Origin of the sequence: Pseudomonas sp. SK2, from assembly GCF_016772395.1 — a bacterium.
GTDB classification, from domain to species: domain Bacteria; phylum Pseudomonadota; class Gammaproteobacteria; order Pseudomonadales; family Pseudomonadaceae; genus Aquipseudomonas; species Aquipseudomonas taiwanensis.
The window spans coordinates 4,695,371-4,714,128 of the sequence record NZ_CP061944.1 but is presented as its reverse complement, the minus strand read 5'-3'; the positions used below and the strand labels follow the sequence as shown (position 1 = coordinate 4,714,128).

14 protein-coding genes are annotated in these 18,758 nt (G+C 64.6%); 4 read left to right on the top strand and 10 right to left on the bottom strand.

All coding sequences use genetic code 11. The annotated features are described in order from the left end of the window. Positions 1 to 102: 102 nt before the first annotated feature. Positions 103 to 1,470 (bottom strand): MATE family efflux transporter, encoded by a 1,368-nt coding sequence (locus IF103_RS21225; RefSeq protein WP_023382505.1) that lies wholly within the window; start codon positions 1,468 to 1,470, stop codon positions 103 to 105. Between the two features lie 214 nt (positions 1,471 to 1,684). Between IF103_RS21225 and IF103_RS21220 the strand changes: the two genes are divergently transcribed. Continuing rightward, the gene (locus IF103_RS21220; protein WP_202675658.1) at positions 1,685 to 6,586 is read left to right on the top strand and encodes an alpha-2-macroglobulin; all 4,902 of its coding nucleotides are present in this window, start codon (positions 1,685 to 1,687) and stop codon (positions 6,584 to 6,586) included. 70 nt (positions 6,587 to 6,656) lie between these two features. Here the strand turns inward: IF103_RS21220 and IF103_RS21215 are convergent, their stop codons facing one another. Then, on the bottom strand, positions 6,657 to 6,950 hold the full coding sequence (locus IF103_RS21215) for a hypothetical protein (RefSeq protein ID WP_023382503.1): 294 nt from the start codon (positions 6,948 to 6,950) through the stop codon (positions 6,657 to 6,659). A 77-nt stretch (positions 6,951 to 7,027) separates the two neighbouring features. Between IF103_RS21215 and pbpC the strand changes: the two genes are divergently transcribed. Together pbpC and IF103_RS21205 are read left to right on the top strand one after the other, a co-directional pair. Further along, positions 7,028 to 9,382, top strand: a complete 2,355-nt coding sequence (pbpC, locus tag IF103_RS21210) for a peptidoglycan glycosyltransferase PbpC (protein WP_202675657.1) — start codon at positions 7,028 to 7,030, stop codon at positions 9,380 to 9,382. 91 nt (positions 9,383 to 9,473) lie between these two features. Next, positions 9,474 to 11,144 (top strand): ShlB/FhaC/HecB family hemolysin secretion/activation protein, encoded by a 1,671-nt coding sequence (locus IF103_RS21205; protein WP_202675656.1) that lies wholly within the window; start codon positions 9,474 to 9,476, stop codon positions 11,142 to 11,144. A 21-nt stretch (positions 11,145 to 11,165) separates the two neighbouring features. Here the strand turns inward: IF103_RS21205 and IF103_RS21200 are convergent, their stop codons facing one another. The 8 genes from IF103_RS21200 to IF103_RS21165 all read right to left on the bottom strand — a co-directional run bounded on the left by IF103_RS21200 (position 11,166) and on the right by IF103_RS21165 (position 17,357). After that, positions 11,166 to 11,948, bottom strand: coding sequence for a response regulator transcription factor (locus tag IF103_RS21200; protein ID WP_371919386.1), 783 nt, complete (start codon positions 11,946 to 11,948; stop codon positions 11,166 to 11,168). A 114-nt stretch (positions 11,949 to 12,062) separates the two neighbouring features. Continuing rightward, the gene (locus IF103_RS21195; RefSeq protein WP_023382499.1) at positions 12,063 to 12,533 is read right to left on the bottom strand and encodes an A24 family peptidase; all 471 of its coding nucleotides are present in this window, start codon (positions 12,531 to 12,533) and stop codon (positions 12,063 to 12,065) included. A gap of 168 nt (positions 12,534 to 12,701) precedes the next feature. Beyond that, the gene (locus IF103_RS21190; RefSeq protein WP_023382498.1) at positions 12,702 to 13,271 is read right to left on the bottom strand and encodes a DUF4136 domain-containing protein; all 570 of its coding nucleotides are present in this window, start codon (positions 13,269 to 13,271) and stop codon (positions 12,702 to 12,704) included. 19 nt (positions 13,272 to 13,290) lie between these two features. Then, positions 13,291 to 13,923, bottom strand: a complete 633-nt coding sequence (locus IF103_RS21185; protein WP_104883265.1) for a DUF4136 domain-containing protein — start codon at positions 13,921 to 13,923, stop codon at positions 13,291 to 13,293. 22 nt (positions 13,924 to 13,945) lie between these two features. Further along, positions 13,946 to 14,695 (bottom strand): methyltransferase, encoded by a 750-nt coding sequence (locus IF103_RS21180; protein ID WP_023382496.1) that lies wholly within the window; start codon positions 14,693 to 14,695, stop codon positions 13,946 to 13,948. Further along, complete coding sequence (locus tag IF103_RS21175) at positions 14,692 to 14,997, bottom strand: MazG-like family protein (protein WP_104881220.1); 306 nt, start codon at positions 14,995 to 14,997, stop codon at positions 14,692 to 14,694. The genes IF103_RS21180 and IF103_RS21175 overlap by 4 nt, the downstream gene beginning before the upstream one ends. A gap of 153 nt (positions 14,998 to 15,150) precedes the next feature. Next, complete coding sequence (locus tag IF103_RS21170; RefSeq protein WP_202675655.1) at positions 15,151 to 16,002, bottom strand: MaoC family dehydratase; 852 nt, start codon at positions 16,000 to 16,002, stop codon at positions 15,151 to 15,153. 2 nt (positions 16,003 to 16,004) lie between these two features. Beyond that, complete coding sequence (locus IF103_RS21165) at positions 16,005 to 17,357, bottom strand: 3-oxoacyl-ACP reductase (RefSeq protein WP_202675654.1); 1,353 nt, start codon at positions 17,355 to 17,357, stop codon at positions 16,005 to 16,007. Positions 17,358 to 17,475: 118 nt separating this feature from the next. On the opposite strand from IF103_RS21165, the gene IF103_RS21160 reads away from it, so the two are divergent. Continuing rightward, positions 17,476 to 18,753, top strand: a complete 1,278-nt coding sequence (locus IF103_RS21160; RefSeq protein ID WP_023382492.1) for an acetyl-CoA C-acetyltransferase — start codon at positions 17,476 to 17,478, stop codon at positions 18,751 to 18,753. Positions 18,754 to 18,758: the final 5 nt, after the last annotated feature.

Below are 18,758 nucleotides of genomic sequence, written 5' to 3'. Positions count from 1 at the left end.
ATCAACAGATGCGGTTGGAGGGTACATAAAGGCTCCTTGCTCTTAAGTAATTAAGAAGAGTCCCCTCCGTGGGCGCTGCATTTACCAAATTGATTCTCGCAGTCAATCGAATCTATTTTTCATATTGTTTTCCACTCCGACCCACTTGCCTCTCTGCTGCAATTTCCATCCCACCCACCCCAACGTCACTGCCCGCAACGCCATGAACCCCAGAAACGCCAGCCATAACCCATGGTTGCCGGAGCCACTCAACACCAGCGCCAGAGGCAGCGCGACCAGTACCGAAACCAGCATTGCATTGCGCATCTCTCGCGCCCTTGTCGCACCGATGAACAGCCCGTCGAGCAGATAACTCCACACCGCGATCAGCGGCAGCACCGCCAGGTACGGCAGATACGGATAAGCCGCTGCCCGCACACTGTCGATGTCGGTTTGCAGGTCGATGAACAGGTGCCCGCCGATCAGGAACAACACGGCAAACCCCAGGCTGGTGATCAGCGACCAGCCACAGGCCACCACCAACGAGCGGCGCAGCGTGTCGCGGTCGCGGGCGCCGATGGCGTGGCCGCACAGGGCCTCCACGGCGTGAGCCAGGCCGTCCAGGGCATAGGCGGTCAACAGCAGGCCATTGAGCAGGAGGGCGTTAGCGGCCACCGTGGCCTCACCCAGGCGCGCGCCCTGCACGGTAATCAGCAGGAACACCAGCTGCAGCGCAAGGCTGCGCAGGAAGATGTCGCGGTTCACCGCCAACAGTGGCCGCCAGGCTTGCCAGCGCTTGAGCGCCGCCCAGGCGATCTGCCCCGGATAGGCGCGCAGGGCAGGGCGGGTGAGGGCCAAGCCCAATAGCGCGGCGCTCCATTCGGCAATCACCGACGCCCGCGCCGAGCCCAGCACCCCCCAGTCGAGGCCAAGGACGAACCACAGGTTGAGCACGATGTTGAGCAGGTTGGTGGTCAGCAGAATGGCCAGCGGTGCCCTGGCGTTCTGGGTGCCGAGGAACCAGCCCACCAAGGCATAGCTGGCAAGCGCGGCCGGCAGGCCAAGCAGCCGCGTGTGGAAGAAGTCTTCGGTGGCTTGCTGCAAGGCTTCGCTCGGCTGCATGGCCTGCAGCGCCAACTGGCTGAAGGGTACGGCGAGCAGGCCGATGAGCAGGGCGAAGCCGACCGCCAGCAACAGCCCCTGTACCAGCACCTGGCGCAGCGCAGCACCGTCGGCGCGCCCGGCAGCCTGGGCGGCGAAACCGGTGGAGCCCATGCGCAGAAAGCCCATCAGGCCGACCATGAAGGTGAACAGGGTGGCGCCCACGGCGACCGCACCCAGCTGGTGGGCATGGGGCAGGTGACCAATCACCGTGCTGTCGACCAGCGCCACCAGTGGCACCGAAACGTTGGAGAGAATCATCGGTGCGGCCAGGCCCCAGACCTTGCGGTGGGTGGGGCGGTCGCGCCAGTCGGTCGTCAGTGAAGTCATCGGGTTCCTGTTGAATCTGCGGCTGCGTTGCGGCCGTTTCGCGTCACCGGGCCGCTCCCAACGATTGCGGGTCCGGGAACGGCCGTGCGCCGCGCTTTTCTGAGGGCAACAGTGTAACGGCCAGCCAGCCAATACGCTCGACCTCAGGTGTCCCTGCTGCCATTGCGCTATAGTTGCTGCCCTTACGTACACGCTGCCAAAGAGTTCCCACTCCATGTTCAACAAAGGATTGTTGCTGGCCTGCGCGCTGGCGTTGCTCAGTGCTTGTGACGGCGCCTCGCCGGAAAAAACCAAGCCGACCGAGTCTCCTGCCGCGAGCGCGGCGGTCGAGGCGGCGGCACCCAAACGCGAAGACCCGGCTGTGCTCGCCAAACGTTACGAGGGCCGCGAGCTGAGCGTGCTGGACGTCTCCGAAGTCCAGCTCGACGGAGCCGCTACCTTGTCGGTGAGCTTCTCGGTGCCACTGGATGCCAAGCAGGACTTCGCCAACACGTTGCACCTGGTGGATACGGTCAAAGGCAAGGTCGATGGCGCCTGGGAGCTCTCCGACAACCAGATGGAACTGCGCCTGCGCCATCTTGAGCCACAGCGCAAGCTGGTGCTGACCATCGACAAAAGCCTGCTGGCGGTGAACGGCAAGACGCTGGACAGCGAGTCGGTGAGCCGCCTGGAAACCCGCGACATGCAGCCCACCGTGGGCTTCGCCAGCCGCGGCTCGCTGCTGCCGACGCGCCTGGCCGAAGGCCTGCCGGTCATCGCCCTGAACGTCAACAAGGTCGATGTCGAATTCTTCCGCATCAAGCCGGACATGCTCTCCAGCTTCCTGGTCAACTGGGGTCGCAACAGCAGCCTGTACTACTACCAGTCCAAGGAAACCCTGGAGATGGCTGAGCTGGTCTACAGCGGCCGTTTCGACCTCAACCCTGCGCGCAACACCCGCGAGACCATGCTGCTGCCGATTGCCGGTATCAAGCCGCTGCAGGAGCCGGGCGTGTACCTGGCCGTGATGCGTGCCTCGGGCACCTACGACTATTCGCAACCGGCAACGTTGTTCACCCTCAGCGACATCGGCGTATCCGCCCATCGCTACCACGACCGCCTGGATGTATTCGCCCAGGCGCTGGAAGGCGGCAAGGCGTTGAAAGACGTCAACCTCGAACTGCACGATGACAAGGGCAAGCTGCTGGCCCAGGCCAAGACAGATAGCCAGGGTCATGCCCAACTGCCCATCACCGCCAAGGCCGACACCCTGATTGCCACCCAGGGCGTGCACACCACGCTGCTGCGCCTGAACACGGCGGCGCTGGACCTGGCCGAGTTCGACATCACCGGGCCCCAGGCCAACCCGCTGCAGTTCTTCATCTTCGGCCCGCGAGACCTGTATCGCCCTGGCGAAACGGTGCTGCTCAATGGCCTGTTGCGCGATCAGGATGGCAAGCCGGTCAAGGCCCAGCCGGTCAGCGTGGAGGTCCGTCGCCCCGATGAGCAGGTGAGCCGCAAGTTCGTCTGGGAGGCTGACGCCAACGGTCTTTACCAGTACCAATTGCAACTGGCCACCGAAGCTCCGACGGGCCGTTGGCAGTTGCTGCTCGACCTCGGCGGCGGGCGCAAGCAGGTGTATGAGTTCCTGGTCGAAGACTTCCTGCCCGAGCGCCTGGCACTGGAGCTCAAGGGCAGCAGTCAGCCGCTCGCACCAGAGCAGGATGCGCGTATCCAGGTCAATGGCCGCTACCTTTATGGCGCCCCGGCTGCCGGCAATCGCCTGAGTGGTCAGGCCTATGTCCGCCCGCTGCGAGAAGCCGTACCCGCCTTGCCGGGCTACCAGTTCGGCTCGGTGACCGAGACCGAGCTGAACCAGGACCTGGAGCTCGATGAAGTGACCCTCGACCAGGCCGGTAAAGCGGTGGTCGACATCGAAAGCCGCTGGGCCGAGGCCCGTTCGCCGCTGCAACTGACCGTGCAGGCCAGCCTGCAGGAGTCCGGCGGCCGACCGATCACCCGGCGTCTGGAACAGCCGATCTGGCCTGCCGAGCGTTTGCCGGGCCTGCGTGGCCTGTTCGACGGTGACGAGACCGACAGCGATGGCCCGGTGGAATTCGAGTTCCTGGTGGCGGACCGGGACGGCAACAAGCTGGCGGCGAACGACCTCAAGGTCAGGCTGATTCGCGAGCGCCGCGACTACTACTGGAACTATTCGCAGAGTGATGGCTGGAGTTACAACTACAACGAGAAATTCCTCACGCAAAGCGAGGAAACGCTCAGCGTCAAGGCAGGCTCCACGGCCAAGCTGACCTTCCAGGTCGAGTGGGGGCCGTATCGCGTGGAAGTGGAAGACCCGGAAACCGGACTGGTTTCCAGCGAACGCTTCTGGGCCGGTTATCGCGCCCAGGACAACGCCGAAGGCGGCGCTGTGCGTCCGGACCAGGTCAAGTTGGCGCTGGACAAGCCTTCGTACGCCGATGGTGCCACGGCCAATGTCACCGTCACGCCACCGGCGCCAGGCAGTGGTTATTTGATGGTCGAGTCCAGCGAGGGCCCGCTGTGGTGGCAGGAGATCGACGTTCCCGCCGAGGGCAAGACCTTCGAGGTGAAACTCGACAAGCAGTGGGCACGCCATGACCTGTATGTCAGCGCCTTGGTGATCCGCCCCGGCGAACGCAAGGCCAATGCCACGCCCAAGCGCGCGGTGGGCGTGCTGCACCTGCCGCTGGACCGCGCCGAGCGCAAGCTTGCCGTCACCTTGCAGGCCCCTGAGAAGATGCGGCCGAAACAGCCACTGACCGTGAAACTCAAGGCCGCCAACGCTGATGGCAGCCACCCGAAACAAGTGCATGTGCTGCTGTCCGCGGTAGACGTGGGCATCCTCAACATCACCGACTTCAAAACCCCGGACCCGTTCGCCAGCCTGTTCGGTCGCAAGGCCTACGGTGCCGACCAACTGGACATCTACGGGCAGTTGATCGAAGCCGGCCAGGGCCGTCTGGCGAGCCTGGCATTCGGTGGCGATGCGGCCATGGCCAAGGGCGGCAAGCGCCCCAATACCACGGTGACCATCGTCGCTCAGCAGAGCGTGCCGGTGACCCTTGACGAGAAGGGCGAGGGTCAGGCAACGGTCGAGATCCCCGACTTCAACGGTGAGCTGCGCCTGATGGCTCAAGCCTGGAGCGATGAGCACTTCGGCATGGCCGAGGGCAAGACCGTGGTCGCCGCGCCATTGATTGCCGAACTGGCGGCGCCGCGCTTCCTGGCCGGTGGTGATCGCACCAGCCTGGCGCTGGACTTGGCCAACCTGTCGGGGCGCGCGCAGCAGTTGAGTGTCGAGCTGCTTACCGAGGGCCAATTAAGCCTGCAAGCGGATGCCCTGCAAAGCGTCGCGCTGGCGGAAGGTCAGCGCACCACGCTGATGATTCCGGTCCAGGCCCAGGGAGGCCTCGGTCAGGGCAAGGTGACCGTGCGCGTCAACGGCCTGCAACTGCCGGGTGAGCCGACCAACACTTTCGAGCGGGAATGGACCTTGGGTGTTCGCCCCGCCTACCCGGCCATGCTCAAGCACTACCGTGTGGCCCTGAAGGAGCAACCCTGGACGCTGCCGGAGGGCGACCTGGCCGCCTTCGAGCCCGCCGGCCTGGAGGCCAGCCTGGCCTTGTCGAGTCGCCCGCCGTTGAACCTGGCCGAGCAGATTCGTGCGCTGGAAGCCTACCCTTATGGCTGCCTGGAACAGACCACCAGCGGGCTCTACCCCTCGCTGTATGCCGATGCGGAGAGTCTCAAGCGCCTGGGCATCAAGGGCGAAGCCGCCGAGGTCCGCAAGCGCAAGATCGAGATGGGCATCGAGCACTTGCTGGGCATGCAACGCCACAACGGCAGCTTCGGCCTGTGGAGTTCGGACAGTGAGGAGGAGTACTGGCTGACCGCCTATGTCACCGACTTCCTGATGCGTGCCCGCGACCAAGGCTACGGCGTCCCGGCCGAGTCCCTGAAAAAGGCCAGTGAGCGGTTGTTGCGTTACGTGCAGGAGCGCAACCTGATCGAGGTTGATTACAGCGACAATGCCGAGCACACCCGTTTTGCCGTGCAGGCCTATGCCGCCCTGGTGCTGTCGCGCAGCCAGCAGGCACCCTTGGGCGCATTGCGCAGTCTGTTCGAACGACGGGCCGATGCGCGTTCCGGGCTGCCGCTGGTGCAACTGGCGGTAGCGCTGGACAAAATGGGCGACAAACCACGCGCCGATCAGGCCTTGCAGGCCGGCCTAGGCATCAGCCGTGGCAAGGGCTGGATGGCTGACTACGGCAGCGCATTGCGCGACCAGGCACTGATTCTGGCGCTGTTGCAGGAGAACAAACTGGCCAGTAATCAGGTCGACCAGCGCCTGTTCGCCTTGTCGGACGAACTGGCCGCCAACCGTTGGCTTTCGACCCAGGAGCGCAATGCGCTGTATCTGGCAGGCCGTGGCTTGCTCGACAAGCCGGAAGGGCAGTGGAAGGCGCGCCTGGACAGCGCGGGCGAGATTCGCGTGTTCAGCAACACCGAATCGGGCATGAAGCTCGAAGGGCCGTTGCTGGCCGCGCCGCTGAGCGTGCAGAACGAAGGCAGCGAAACGCTCTACCAGCAACTGACGCTGTCGGGGTATCCGCGTCAGGCACCGGCCGCCGGCGGCAACGGCCTGCAGATCCGCCGCGAGTACCTGGGCATGAACGGCCAGGCACTTGACCTGCACAACCTGCGCAGTGGTGACCTGGTGCTGGTGCACCTGGCACTCAAGGCCGAGACCGCCGTGCCGGATGCGCTGGTGGTGGACTTGTTGCCTGCGGGCCTGGAGCTGGAAAACCAGAACCTGGCGCAGAGCGCGGCGAGCCTGGACAACGCCAGCAGTGCGGTCAAGCAGTGGCGTGAGTCGATGCAGAACGCCAGCGTGGTGCACCAGGAGTATCGTGACGATCGCTACGTGGCGGCGCTCAAGCTCGACAGCTATGGGACCACGCACTTGCTGTACCTGGCGCGGGCCGTGACGCCGGGCACCTATCGCGTGCCGCCGCCGCAGGTCGAGTCGATGTACCGGCCAAACCTTCAAGCAGTGGGGGATGGGCAGGGTGAGATGGTTGTGAAGGCGCGTTGAGATGCGGGCTGGCTCCCACAGGTAGCGGTTATCCGTGGGAGCTAGCGATGGGCCGCGAAGCGGCCCCACGTCAGTGGATGATCCAGCTCAACACCCACAACCCCAGCAGCAACCAGATGATCCCAGCGATGATCGAGGCGCGCATGAAGGCGCGGATTGCCGAGTACAGCAGCATCAGGCCAACGATCAGGGCCAGGATGCTGATCAGCGAGGTGTCCATGCCCAATGTGCGCGCCAGGCCATCTATGAAATTACCCCCGGCATTGGCCAGCAGGTTGAACAGGCCGCTCAACGCGTCGACGATGAAGCGGATCAACGACCCCAGCGCCTGCCCCAGCCACTCGAAAAAACCTTCTACATGCATAGTTGCTTCCTGATGATCGAATCGGCGAGGTTACCGATTCCAAGCCTTTGGCCATCACCTGGCCAGGTCGGTTCCCAATGCCAAGCTTAACCCGCCTGCATACCCGTGCGGGGCGCTTGCTGTGCGGTTGTGCCTTGGCGTTGGCGATGACGGCGGGCCTGTTGTGGCTGGCCGACCGCCTCTGGCCGTTGCCCATGCCAGCGGATGATCTGGCACGGGTGGTGCTGGCCGAAGACGGCACGCCGATGTGGCGTTTCGCCGATGCCGATGGCGTGTGGCGTTACCCGGTCAGCCCCGAGGAAGTTTCGCCGCTATACCTGCAGGCGCTGCTGACCTATGAAGACCGTTGGTTCTACAGCCACCCGGGTATCAACCCCTTGGCCCTGGCCCGTGCGGCCTGGCTCAACCTGCGCGGTGGGCGCGTGGTCTCGGGTGGCAGCACCCTGTCGATGCAAGTGGCCCGGCTGCTCGACCCGCATGATCGAACGCTGGCCGGCAAGCTGCGGCAACTGTGGCGCACCGGGCAACTTGAATGGCACCTGTCCAAGCGCGAGATCCTGCAGCTTTACCTGAACCGTGCTCCATTTGGCGGCACCTTGCAGGGCGTAGCGGCGGCCAGTTGGGCTTACCTGGGCAAGTCGCCGATGCATTTGACCCCTGCCGAGGCTGCGCTGCTGGCGGTGTTGCCGCAGGCGCCCAGCCGTTTGCGCCCGGACCGTCATCCGGCGCGTGCCCAGCGGGCGCGGGACAAAGTGCTGCAGCGCCTGGGCGAATATCACGTGTGGCCTGCCTTGCAGATCAAGGAGGCTACCGAGGAGCCCCTGTTGCTGGCCCCGCGCCAGGAGCCTGCGCTGGCGCCGTTGCTGGCGCGCCGGCTGAACACGGCCAACAGTCCGCCGCTCATTCGTACCACCCTGGACGCGAACCTGCAGCGGCGTTTGGAAGACCTGCTGCTAGGCTGGCGTGCACGCCTGCCGGAGCGCACCTCGGCCGCGGTGCTGGTGGTGGAATCGCAGACCATGGCCGTCAGGGCCTACCTGGGCTCAATCGACCTGGCCGACGAGCGCCGATTCGGCCATGTCGACATGGTGCGATCCCTGCGCTCGCCCGGCTCGACCCTCAAGCCATTTCTCTACGGCATGGCGCTGGACGACGGCCTGATTCATTCCGAGTCGCTGCTGCAGGACGTGCCGCGCCGCTATGGTGACTACCGTCCCGGCAATTTCTCGATGGGGTTCAGCGGGCCGGTGGCAGCCAGTTCGGCGCTGGCCCTGTCCTTGAACTTGCCAGCCGTGCAACTGCTTGAAGCCTACGGCCCCAAACGCTTTGCAGCGGAGCTGCGAAATGCGGGCATACCGCTGGTGCTGCCGCCCCTGGCAGAGCCCAACCTGTCGCTGATTCTCGGGGGCGCCGGCAGTCGCCTGGAAGACCTGGTCGCAGGCTACGCGGCGTTGGCCAGGGCGGGCAACAGTGCCCAGGTACGCCTGCGGCCGCAGGACCCGCTGGTGGAACGACGCCTGCTGTCGCCGGGGGCGGCCTGGATCATCCGCCGCATTCTCAGCGGCCAGGCCCGCCCTGACCGTGACCCACATGCCGAACTGGTCCAACGGCCGCTGCTGGCCTGGAAGACCGGGACCAGTTATGGCTTTCGCGATGCCTGGTCGATCGGGGTAGGGCCGCGTTACCTGATCGGTGTGTGGATCGGTCGCCCCGACGGTACGCCGGTGCCTGGGCAGTTTGGCCTGGCCTCGGCAGCGCCGCTGATGCTGCAGGTTCATGACCTGTTGAGCAATCGCGACAGCCAACGTGGCATTGCCGCGCCGGTGGAGCAGGTGCCGCAAAGCGTTGGCGTGGCGGCGATCTGTTGGCCTTTGGGCCAGCCAATGAAGCGGCAAGACCCCAACTGCCGTCGCCAGCGCTTCGCCTGGACCCTGGAAGGCACCACGCCACCCACCCTACAGGCGGCCGACCAGCCGATCGGGCTTGGGCTGCGGGAAACGGTCTGGGTCAACGACCAGGGCCTGCGCGTCGACAGCACCTGCGCCGGTGCCAAGGCGCGAGAGATCGCCCTGTGGCCCGCCCCGCTCGAGCCTTGGTTGGGGCGTCAGGAACGTCGCGCTGCCCGGTTGCCAGCCGTGGACCCTGGTTGCCCGCCGCAGCTTGCGGCGCGGGTGCCGCCGTTGTCGATCGTAGGGGTGCGCCCTGGGGACAACCTGCGCAGGCCTTCGACCAGCAGCGAGCCACTGCAACTGCATGTCTGGGCATTGGGCGGAGGCGGGCGCCGCTGGTGGTTCCTCAACGGCCAGCCCTTGGGCGAGACCGAGGGGCAGAACAGCTTGCTGGTGCGTTTCGACAAGGCCGGACAGATCGAGCTGAGCGCCCTGGACGAAAGCGGCGAGACCGCGCGGGTGGCATTTGAGGTCAACGAGTGACGGTCGACGTTTGCAGGTCCAGCACCTACGCTTGCAAGTGACTGGGGTGACCGGCTGGCGCCCTGGTACCCAAGGGATCATGGAGTGTCCTATGCGTCCTCTGGTCGTGCCCCTGTTGCTGCTGTCTTGGGCCAACCTGGCTCATGCCGAGCCGTTGCCTGGCTTTCTCGACGGCCACGAAAATGAGCGCCGCCTGCCCGCCGCCAACCTGCCGCTGGATGTTTATCGCCCCTTGGCACCTGGGCTGCGGGTGTTGGCTCCGCTCGCCAAGCAACGCGCATCGCTGCCGACGAATACTCCGCTGATGCTGCACAAGGTGCGTTTCGAAGGGGGGACCGTCTACCCGCTCAGTGAACTGCGCGAGCATTTCCAGCCGCTGATGGGGCGGCAAACCACCTTCGGCGAACTGCAACAGTTCACCGATCGCCTGACTGAGCGTTATCGGGGTGACGGCTACCTGCTGTCCTACGCATACCTACCGCCCCAGGACGTCAGCGAAGGCCGGGTGCAGGTGGTGCTGGTCGAGGGCTATATCCGCGACTACCGGCTGGTAGGCGATATCGGACCTGCCGCCGCCTACCTCGAGCAGTTGCTGACGCGGCTCAAGGCCGAGCGCCCCTTGACCGGCAAGACCCTCGACCGTTACCTCGGCCTGGCCGAGCGGATGCCCGGTGTGTCCATCGAGGCCGAACTGCCTGCCACCGATCAAGCGGACGGTGCGACCCAATTGACCGTTCGTGCCCGGCGCAGGCCCTTCGACGCGGCGTTGACCCTTAGCGATGGCAACCGTGACGAGCCGCAAGCATTGCTCAGGGTTTCCAGCCGTTCGCAGACCCGCTTTGCCGAACGCGTCGCGGCCAGCGTCATCCAGCCCAAAGGCGACGAGCAGACCCGATACCAGCATCTGGAGTACAGCCAGTACCTCGATGCCGAAGGCAGCCAACTGCTGGTGTCTGCCACGCGCTACCGTAGCGAGCCGAATACACGCGTTCGCCTGGACCATGGCCGGACCATGACGCAACGCCGGGAGAGCGATCGCTACGCAGTAGGGCTGCGTCAGCCGGTGATCGTCGCGGCGGATGAGTGGATGACGGTGGCTGGGCATTTCTATGCCGTCAGCGAGCACATCGAAGACCGGCCAGGGCAGGGCGTGCCTTCTCGAAACAACGCGACCTCGCTACGGGCCTTGTCGTTCGGCGGCGACTGGCGCCATGCCGACCCGCGTCGATTGCGGATCGTCACTGCGGGGGTCTACCAAGGCCTGGATTATCTGGGGGGCCATAGCGATGGCGACTACGACCTCAACTTCTTGCGTATGCGCGTCGCGGGGCTGCAAAGCGATCGGCTGATGGACAACTGGCAGGGTGTGCTTTCTGGGGCGTTGTACTGGAGCGATGACCGGCTGCCCGACAGTGAAAGGGCGGTGTTCGGCGGACAGAATTTCGGCAGGGGTTACCCTCGGGACCAGGCGGCGGGCGACAGGGGCTGGGGCATGGCCTACGAGCTGAACTACAGCTTTCAGCTCGATGGTGCGCTGCTCCGCCAGGTGCAACCCTATGGTGTGCTCGATAGCGCGCGTGCCTGGTACAACAGCGGGCACCTCGAGGATTCAAAGCTGAGCGCTGTGGCACTGGGTGTGCGCCTGGGTGACGGTCGCCGTGGCAGTGTCGCGCTGGAAGTGGCCAAGCCGTTGGCGGATGTGGCGCTGGACAGTCTCGATCGCGGGCCGCGCTGGACCCTGACCTTCAGCTTCCAGCCCTGAGCCTGGCCGGTTTCGATGCCCTCAGTGCGTGGTGAATCGCTGGTGCACAGGAGACGAACTAGGCGTCAGGGCCAACGCCAGCTGGGTGCGGTTGTGCATATGGGTCAGGCGCAGTACCTGGGATACATAGAGCTTCACGGTGTTCTCGGTGATACCGAGCTCGCAGGCGATCTGGTAGTTGGTCTTACCCTTGCTCACCAGGCGGGCCACTTCCAGCTGGCGTGGCGAAAGCTTCTCGAAGGCAGCTGGCAGCTCGGCTTCGTTTTCCTCGGCATCGCTGGCTCGACGGTGCACGCCCTGGCCGCGGGCTTTTTCCAGGTCTTGGTAAAGTTCGTCGATCGATTCGGCCAGCTCCTGCAGGCGTCGGTTCAGGCTGCCCAGGTCGCGGAAGCTGTTCTGGCGTTCGAGTAACGATTGCTCCTGGCGGCGTACACCTTCGAGCAACTCATCGAGGTCCACGGGTTTTTGGTAGTAGTCGGCAAAACCTTCGCGCAGCGCGCGGACCACATCCTGTTTCTCGGCTCGCCCGGTCAGCATGATCGCCTCGAACAGACGCTCACGTCCGGCGACTTCCTTGAGTGCGTGAACCAACTCGATGCCATCGCGTTTGGGCATGTGCAGGTCGCACAGCACAAGGCCAATGGCTTGGTCCGCCACGTAGCATTCGATGGCCTGGTCGGTTGAAAAAGCCGGCACGCAGCGATGGCCATGGCTTTCGAGGAATTCACACAACTGTTCGACGATCAACTGCTGGTCATCGACAACCAGCACCTTTACCTCACTCGTTGGCTTGCTCACGATCAACTCCCTGTTCGTAATCGGCCCTGCTCCCGGGCCAGACGCTCTGGCAGTTAGAAAAGTAGTCCTACTTCCCAACTTTGTACAAGTTTTGTACAACACTTCGGACCATGGAAATGACTATTGGATCCATACGGCAGTGAGCATGAAGCCGGCCAGCACGTAAGGCACGAACGCTTGCTTGTCGCCCATTTGCTCGGTCAGCGCTTGCAGTCGTTTCTTGACCTTCGGATTCATCAGGGTCCACAAGCGTCGCCGGGCGAGCAACCACAGCAGGACGCTGATCCCGGCACCAATGAAGGTGCCGAGTACATACTGGTAGCTGGTGGCCAGCGCCAGGGCGCCCATCAACTTGACGTCATCAGCGCCGAAGCGGCCGAGCATGTAGCCGGGCAGGGTAAGCAGCATGACGATGGCCAGCGCCCAGCCGGCATCGCTGGCGTCGGCGCCGATCCAGCTGTGTCCGGTTGCGAACAGCCACACCAGGGCACAAGCGGCCACACCCAGGGTAAGCATGTTGGAGATCTGCCGTTCGCGGACATCTTGTTCGGCGCACAAGGCAAGCCACATCAGGAGAACAATGCTTTGCATGGGCAGGTCGCCATCCCTATTCGTTGAACTGATCTATCCAGGCAGTCAGGTTTCAATAGTCAGGGTAGACGGAATCCGACGAACGGGCGTGGCGTGAGGGAAAAAAGGTTTCATCCATGACCGTCCACGCACAGTGAGGCGGTCACGGATGTCGAGGCCGGCGCAGTCTTATTGCTTGCTACCCGGTGGGTACTTGCTCAGCACCTGGGAAATGGTCTTCTGGATCGCGGAGTTGCGTTCCTCGGGGCTTGGTGGGTAGTTGTTCATGATTTGTTCGGCACTGCCGCGCCACACCAGCTTGCCATCGTGGCCATCGAACATGTCGACTTGGAGGGTGGCCACCTTGTAGTCGACGCTGCGGGTCTCGTTGTACATCGGGCCACCCCAATAGCCTCCCCAGTAACCACCCCAGCCGCCGCCATAGTTGGTGGTGATCTGTTGCTGGCGTTGCTCGACGATCAGGTAGGCCTGGACCTTCAGATCAGGCCGGGCGCTGCCCTGCGCAGGACGCAGACCACGTTGATCCAGCTCGCTGGCAACTGCCTGACGGATGCGCTGCTCGGTCAGGTCGCTCTTGATGCGAGGGTCATCGGGTCGGTACTGCAAGCCTGGCTCCTGCCATGCCCAGCTGCGATAGGCAGCAAAATCGCGGCTCGCGTCGAAATCCTGTTGGACGTTGTTGCTTGCACAAGCGGCGAGCAACAGCGCGAATGACAGCACAACGAGACGGCGCAACATGATGGTTCTCCGTTGAACGTTAACTAGGAGGATAGCCGCTGAGCGCCTTGTGCACCGATTCGCGCAGGGCTTGCTCGCGATCACGTGGTGAGTCCTGGTCGCTGCCGCTTTCGGCGCTGGCGCTCCAGACGGGCTGGCCGTTGCGGGCGTCGAACAGGTCGATGCGTACCACCATCACCTCGACCTCGTAGGTGCGCACGATGGGCACGCTGCCATAGGCCCCATAGCCATTGCGGTAACCGCCGAAGCCGACGCCGCCATAGGGGTAGGGGCCGTAGTAGGGGTCATAGTCGTAATCGCGAACCTGGCGCAGGCGCCGTTCCAGCCGGATGTCGGCGCTCACCAGCAAGTCGCCGGTACCACCTCTGGCCGGGCGTAGCCCGTGCTGGTCGAGGGCACCGCTGACAGCGTCGGCCAGTTGGCTGGGGTCGGCGTTGGCACTGCTGCTGGGCAATTGGCCGTTGCGCCAGCTCCAGCTGCGGTAATGCCCGTAGTCCCGTGTCGGTGCCGGGTAGGCACTGGCATCGTAGGTCGTTGCGGCCTGGGGTGGTGCGGGGGGCAGCGGGCGGCTGCTGGCGACATACGGGTTGGCACCCTGGCAGGCGGCCAGGGCTAACGGCAGCAAGGCCAGGCACAGCAAGCGATACGGCATGTAGTCCTCCCGGCGGGCGGGGTCAGCGGGGGCGGCAGATCCAGTGCAGGTAACGGCCCAAGCCGGCAAAGGCTGGGTGACGACGGTGGGCCAGTTCCATTTCCAGAAGGTCCAGCAGCTCGGCCTTGTCCTGGAATTCCTTGGGCATGTAGTCGTGGAACACCCTGACACCACTTTCACTTTCTACCTGCCACACAGGATCAAGGTGAACCTTGAGCTCACGGGGATCAAGTGGTTTCTGCGGCGTCAGGCTCTGCTTTTCACCTTGCAATCTGTTGCTGCGCAACTTGCGGAAATGGCCTTTGAGCAGGTTGCGGTAGACCAGCGCATCACGGTTGTAGAACGCCAGCGACAACCAGCCGCCTGGGGCGGTCAACTGGTGCAGTACCGGCAGGATGCTTTCGGGTTCGGCCAGCCATTCGAGCACCGCGTGGCACAGCACCAGGTCGTAAGGCTCGGTCAATTGGCCCAGCAGGTCTTGCCAGGGGGCCTGGATGAAGGTGGCTTGTTGCCCGGCTTCGGCAAAACGCGCCTGGGCGCCTTCGAGCATCGGGGCGGCGGGTTCGGCCAGGGTAAGGTGGTGGCCGCGTTGGGCCAGCCACAGTGCCATGTGGCCAAGGCCTGCGCCGATGTCGAGCACCCGCAGCGGGCGGTCGGGCAGGGCGTCGGCCAGGTCGGCCTGGAGCACGGCCAGGCGAATCGCACCTTTGGCGCCGCCGTAGATCTTTTCGGCAAAACGCGTGGCGAGCTCATCGAAGTGACGGTCGTTCATTTGGCGAAGCGCCTCTCGCTGTCGGCCAGCTTGGCGCGCACCACCTGTTCCATGTCCAGGCCCAGTTCGCTGCACAGCAGCAACAGATAGAGAACCACGTCGCCCACTTCCTGGCCGGCGTGGGCGAGTTTGTCCGCGGGCAGTTGGCGTGATTGGTCTTCGCTCAGCCACTGGAAGATTTCCACCAGTTCGGCCATTTCCACGCTGGCGGCCATGGCCAGGTTCTTCGGGCTGTGGAAGCCGCGCCAGTCGTTGTTGTCGCGAATCCGGTGCAGGCGTTCGGTGAGTTCTTGCAGGTTCATCGGGGTCTCCTAATGCTGCATAGCTTCGGTGGAGGCCCGGTGCAAAGCAAGTGGATTCGGGAGGCTTCCAGCCTCGACCTGGCATTGATGCAGTGACGCCGGGCGCGGGAGCCGCTGTGCGGCCCTCTCGCAACCTTGCCATGGGGTTTGCTCCTACCGTGGCGCCCAGCACCCGACCATGTGCAGCAGATCGCCATGCCCGTCTAGCCGCAGTTCACCGCTTGCCCCCGCTTCACTGGCACTGAGCACCACCTCGGACGGCAACCGTACCGGTTTCAGGAAATCCACCTCGAAGCGGTAGCCGCTGCTGGGCAGGTGCGTACGCAGTGCCGCCAGGGCCATGGCCTTGCTCCACATGCCATGGGCGATGGCCTTGGGGAAGCCGAACAGGCGCGCACTGGCAGCGCTGAGGTGGATCGGATTGTAATCGCCGCAGACCCTGGCATATCGCCGGCCGATGTCGCTGTCGGCGTACCAGCGGGTGGCTTCTGGCAATGGGGCGGTGTCGGGGGCAGGTGCTTCTTCGGGCTGCCCATCGAGGCGCAAGCCGCGTACCAGCATGCGGCTGGTTTCGCGCCATAGCAGGCCGAGACTGTCTTCGGCCTCGGTGATCAGGTCGAAGGTGCCGCCTTTGGCGTGCGGCTGAAGGTTCTCGGCGTGAACGGCAAACCGCAGACCGTCGATGCCGCCAAGCGGCCGCAACACGTCGATGCGGTTGTGCACATGCACCAGCCCCAGCAGCGGGAAGGGAAAGTCATGGGCGGTCAGCAACTGCAGTTGCAGGGTGAACGCCATGATGTGCGGGTAGGTACCCGGCAAGCGGCCGTCATCGGGGAAGTGGCAGAGCCGGCGGTAGGCCGCCAGGTTGTCGTGCTGTACATGAAGGAAACAACGCAAGCCCTTGGCCGGAAGCGTGTCGCCGCTGATCTTGCGCTTGCTCGCCGCGCGCAGATAGAGGCTGGCGCGCGCGTCTGGACTGTGCAGGTCGTGCCACTGTCGATCCATGTTCACGCTCCCATCAGCGCCTGGCCGCAAACCCGAAGCACCTGGCCATTGATCGCTCCGGAGCCAGGCTGGCTGAGCCAGGCGATCGCCTCGGCGACATCTTGTGGACGCCCGCCCTGGCCCAGGGAGCTCAGGCGTCGGCCGGCTTCGCGAAGCCCCATGGGCATGGCGGCGGTCATATGGGTTTCGATGAAACCGGGGGCCACGGCATTGATGCTGGCGCCTCGCTCGGCGAGCTTCGGCGCCCAGGCCTGGGCAAGCCCGATCAGCCCGGCCTTGCTTGCTGCATAGTTGGACTGGCCACGGTTGCCGGCGATACCGCTGACCGACGCCAGCAGCGTGATGCGAGCCTCTTCGCCCAGGGCGCCGGCGTCATACAGCGCCTGAGTCAGTACCTGCGGGGCCTTGAGGTTGACCGCCAGTACTGCGTCCCAGTATTCCGGCGTCATGTTGGCCAGGGTCTTGTCGCGGGTGATACCGGCGTTGTGCACGACGATATCGATTCCGCCGGGCAAGGCTTCAAGCAATCGCGCAGCGGCATCGCTGGCGCAGATGTCCAGGCCCAGCGCCTTGCCGCCGAGCCGTGCGGCCAGGGCGTCGAGGTCCTTCTGGGCCTGGGGTACATCCAGCAGCACGACTTCTGCGCCGTCGCGCGCGAGGGTTTCGGCGATGGCTGCGCCAATCCCGCGTGCGGCCCCGGTGACCAGGGCCCGGCGCCCACCTAGAGGCCGCGTCCAGTCCTGGACCTGGCTGGCGCAGGGCTCAAGACGCAGTACCTGACCGGAGATGAATGCACTCTTGGGCGAAAGGAAGAAGCGCAGGGCCCCTTCAAGTTGATCTGGTGCTCCGGGGGCCACGTACAGCAATTGTGCAGTGGCGCCGTTGCGCAGCTCTTTGGCCAACGAGCGGCTGAAGCCCTCCAAGGCGCGTTGTGCGACGCTGGCCATCGGGTCGTCGAGGCTTTCCGGCGCACGCCCGAGGATCACTACATGGGCACAGGAGGCCAGGCTGCGCAGCAGCGGCTGGAAGAACTCACGCAACTGCTTCAGCCCGTCGCTGTCGGACAGATGACTGGCATCGAACACCACAGCCTTCAACTTTGGCCCAAGGCCGGCGACCCAGGCGGGTGCCTGCAGGTCTTCGCCATTGAAGCTATAGAAATCGTCGGTCAGGCGCGGGGCGATAGACTCGACCTGGTTCGCCAGCGGACCACCGCCGAGCACCAATGCGCCTTCGACCGGGCGCAGGCGGCCGGGTTGCCAGCGCTCCAGGGGCGCGGGGTGGGGCAGGCCCAAGGCATCCACGAGGCGTCGACCGAGGTTGGAGTTGGCGAAGCCTAGATAGCGATCACTCATGTGCGGGTCTCCCTGAATGCAAGCTTGCAAGTGTGGACCAAGTTTGTGGCAAGGTCGTTCGAATGCGGTAAAAACACCTAGGCTGTACGGATCAAATTGTTTCAGGAGGAACATGCGCATGCGTTCAACTCGCCGGGTCGCGATCCTGGGCGGCAACCGAATTCCCTTCGCCCGCTCCAACGGTGCCTATGCCAATGCCAGCAACCAGGCGATGCTCACCATCACTCTGGAAGGCCTGATCGAACGCTACCGGCTGCATGGATTGAAGCTGGGGGAGGTCGTTGCCGGGGCGGTACTGAAGCACTCCCGCGAGATGGCCCTTACCCGCGAGTGTGTGCTGGGCTCACGGCTGTCGCCGCAGACGCCTGCCTATGACATCCAGCAAGCCTGTGCCACCGGCCTTGAGGCGGCGTTGCTGGTGGCCAACAAGATTGCCTTGGGGCAGATCGACAGCGCGATCGCCGGCGGGGTGGACACCACGTCCGATGCGCCCATCGCCGTCGGCGAAGGCTTGCGCCGGATTCTGCTGCAGGCTCACCGGGGCAGGACGCTGGGGGAGCGGCTCAAACCGTTCCTCAAGCTGCGCCCCGGCCACCTGAAGCCAGAACTGCCGCGTAACGAAGAGCCACGCACCGGCCTGTCGATGGGCGAGCATTGCGAACGCATGGCTCAGACCTGGCAGATTGGCCGCGCCGAACAGGACGAACTGGCGCTGCTCAGTCACCAGCGCCTGGCTGCGTCCTATACCGAAGGTTGGCAGGATGATCTGCTGACGCCGTTCATGGGGCTGGCCCGCGACAACAACCTGCGTGGGGACCTGACGCTCGAACAACTCGGTGCGCTGAAACCGGTGTTCGACCGAAGCGGCCAAGGCACGCTGACGCCGGGTAATGCCACCCCGCTGACCGATGGCGCCTCGCTGGTGTTGCTGGGCAGCGAGGAGTGGGCACAGGCGCAAGGCCTCCCGGTGTTGGCGTATCTCGTCGATGGCGAGGCGGCCGCGGTGGACTTCGTCACTGGCAAGGAGGGGCTGCTGATGGCGCCAGCGTACGCCGTGCCGCGTCTGCTGGCGCGCAATGGCCTGACCCTGCAGGACTTCGACTACTACGAAATTCACGAGGCATTCGCCGCCCAGGTGCTGTGCACGCTCAAGGCCTGGGAGGACACCGACTACTGCCGTGAACGACTGGGTCTCGATGGCCCGCTGGGGGCGATCGACCGCAGCAAGCTCAACGTCAAGGGCAGTTCGTTGGCCGCCGGCCACCCCTTCGCCGCGACGGGCGGGCGGATTCTGGCCAACATGGCCAAGTTGCTGGCGACGGCAGGCAAGGGCCGGGGCTTGATCTCGATCTGCGCGGCGGGTGGGCAGGGGGTCACGGCCATCGTCGAACGTTGAGCATT

What these genes read in the sequence shown, in the direction of transcription:
- IF103_RS21165 (WP_202675654.1), bottom strand. Translation starts at nt 17,357, where the DNA reads ATGAGTGATCGCTATCTAGGCTTCGCCAACTCCAACCTCGGTCGACGC.
- IF103_RS21175 (WP_104881220.1), bottom strand. Translation starts at nt 14,997, where the DNA reads ATGAACCTGCAAGAACTCACCGAACGCCTGCACCGGATTCGCGACAAC.
- IF103_RS21205 (WP_202675656.1), top strand. Translation starts at nt 9,474, where the DNA reads ATGCGTCCTCTGGTCGTGCCCCTGTTGCTGCTGTCTTGGGCCAACCTG.
- IF103_RS21225 (WP_023382505.1), bottom strand. Translation starts at nt 1,470, where the DNA reads ATGACTTCACTGACGACCGACTGGCGCGACCGCCCCACCCACCGCAAG.
- IF103_RS21215 (WP_023382503.1), bottom strand. Translation starts at nt 6,950, where the DNA reads ATGCATGTAGAAGGTTTTTTCGAGTGGCTGGGGCAGGCGCTGGGGTCG.
- IF103_RS21170 (WP_202675655.1), bottom strand. Translation starts at nt 16,002, where the DNA reads ATGGATCGACAGTGGCACGACCTGCACAGTCCAGACGCGCGCGCCAGC.
- pbpC (WP_202675657.1), top strand. Translation starts at nt 7,028, where the DNA reads ATGCCAAGCTTAACCCGCCTGCATACCCGTGCGGGGCGCTTGCTGTGC.
- IF103_RS21190 (WP_023382498.1), bottom strand. Translation starts at nt 13,271, where the DNA reads ATGTTGCGCCGTCTCGTTGTGCTGTCATTCGCGCTGTTGCTCGCCGCT.
- IF103_RS21180 (WP_023382496.1), bottom strand. Translation starts at nt 14,695, where the DNA reads ATGAACGACCGTCACTTCGATGAGCTCGCCACGCGTTTTGCCGAAAAG.
- IF103_RS21185 (WP_104883265.1), bottom strand. Translation starts at nt 13,923, where the DNA reads ATGCCGTATCGCTTGCTGTGCCTGGCCTTGCTGCCGTTAGCCCTGGCC.
- IF103_RS21160 (WP_023382492.1), top strand. Translation starts at nt 17,476, where the DNA reads ATGCGTTCAACTCGCCGGGTCGCGATCCTGGGCGGCAACCGAATTCCC.
- IF103_RS21195 (WP_023382499.1), bottom strand. Translation starts at nt 12,533, where the DNA reads ATGCAAAGCATTGTTCTCCTGATGTGGCTTGCCTTGTGCGCCGAACAA.
- IF103_RS21220 (WP_202675658.1), top strand. Translation starts at nt 1,685, where the DNA reads ATGTTCAACAAAGGATTGTTGCTGGCCTGCGCGCTGGCGTTGCTCAGT.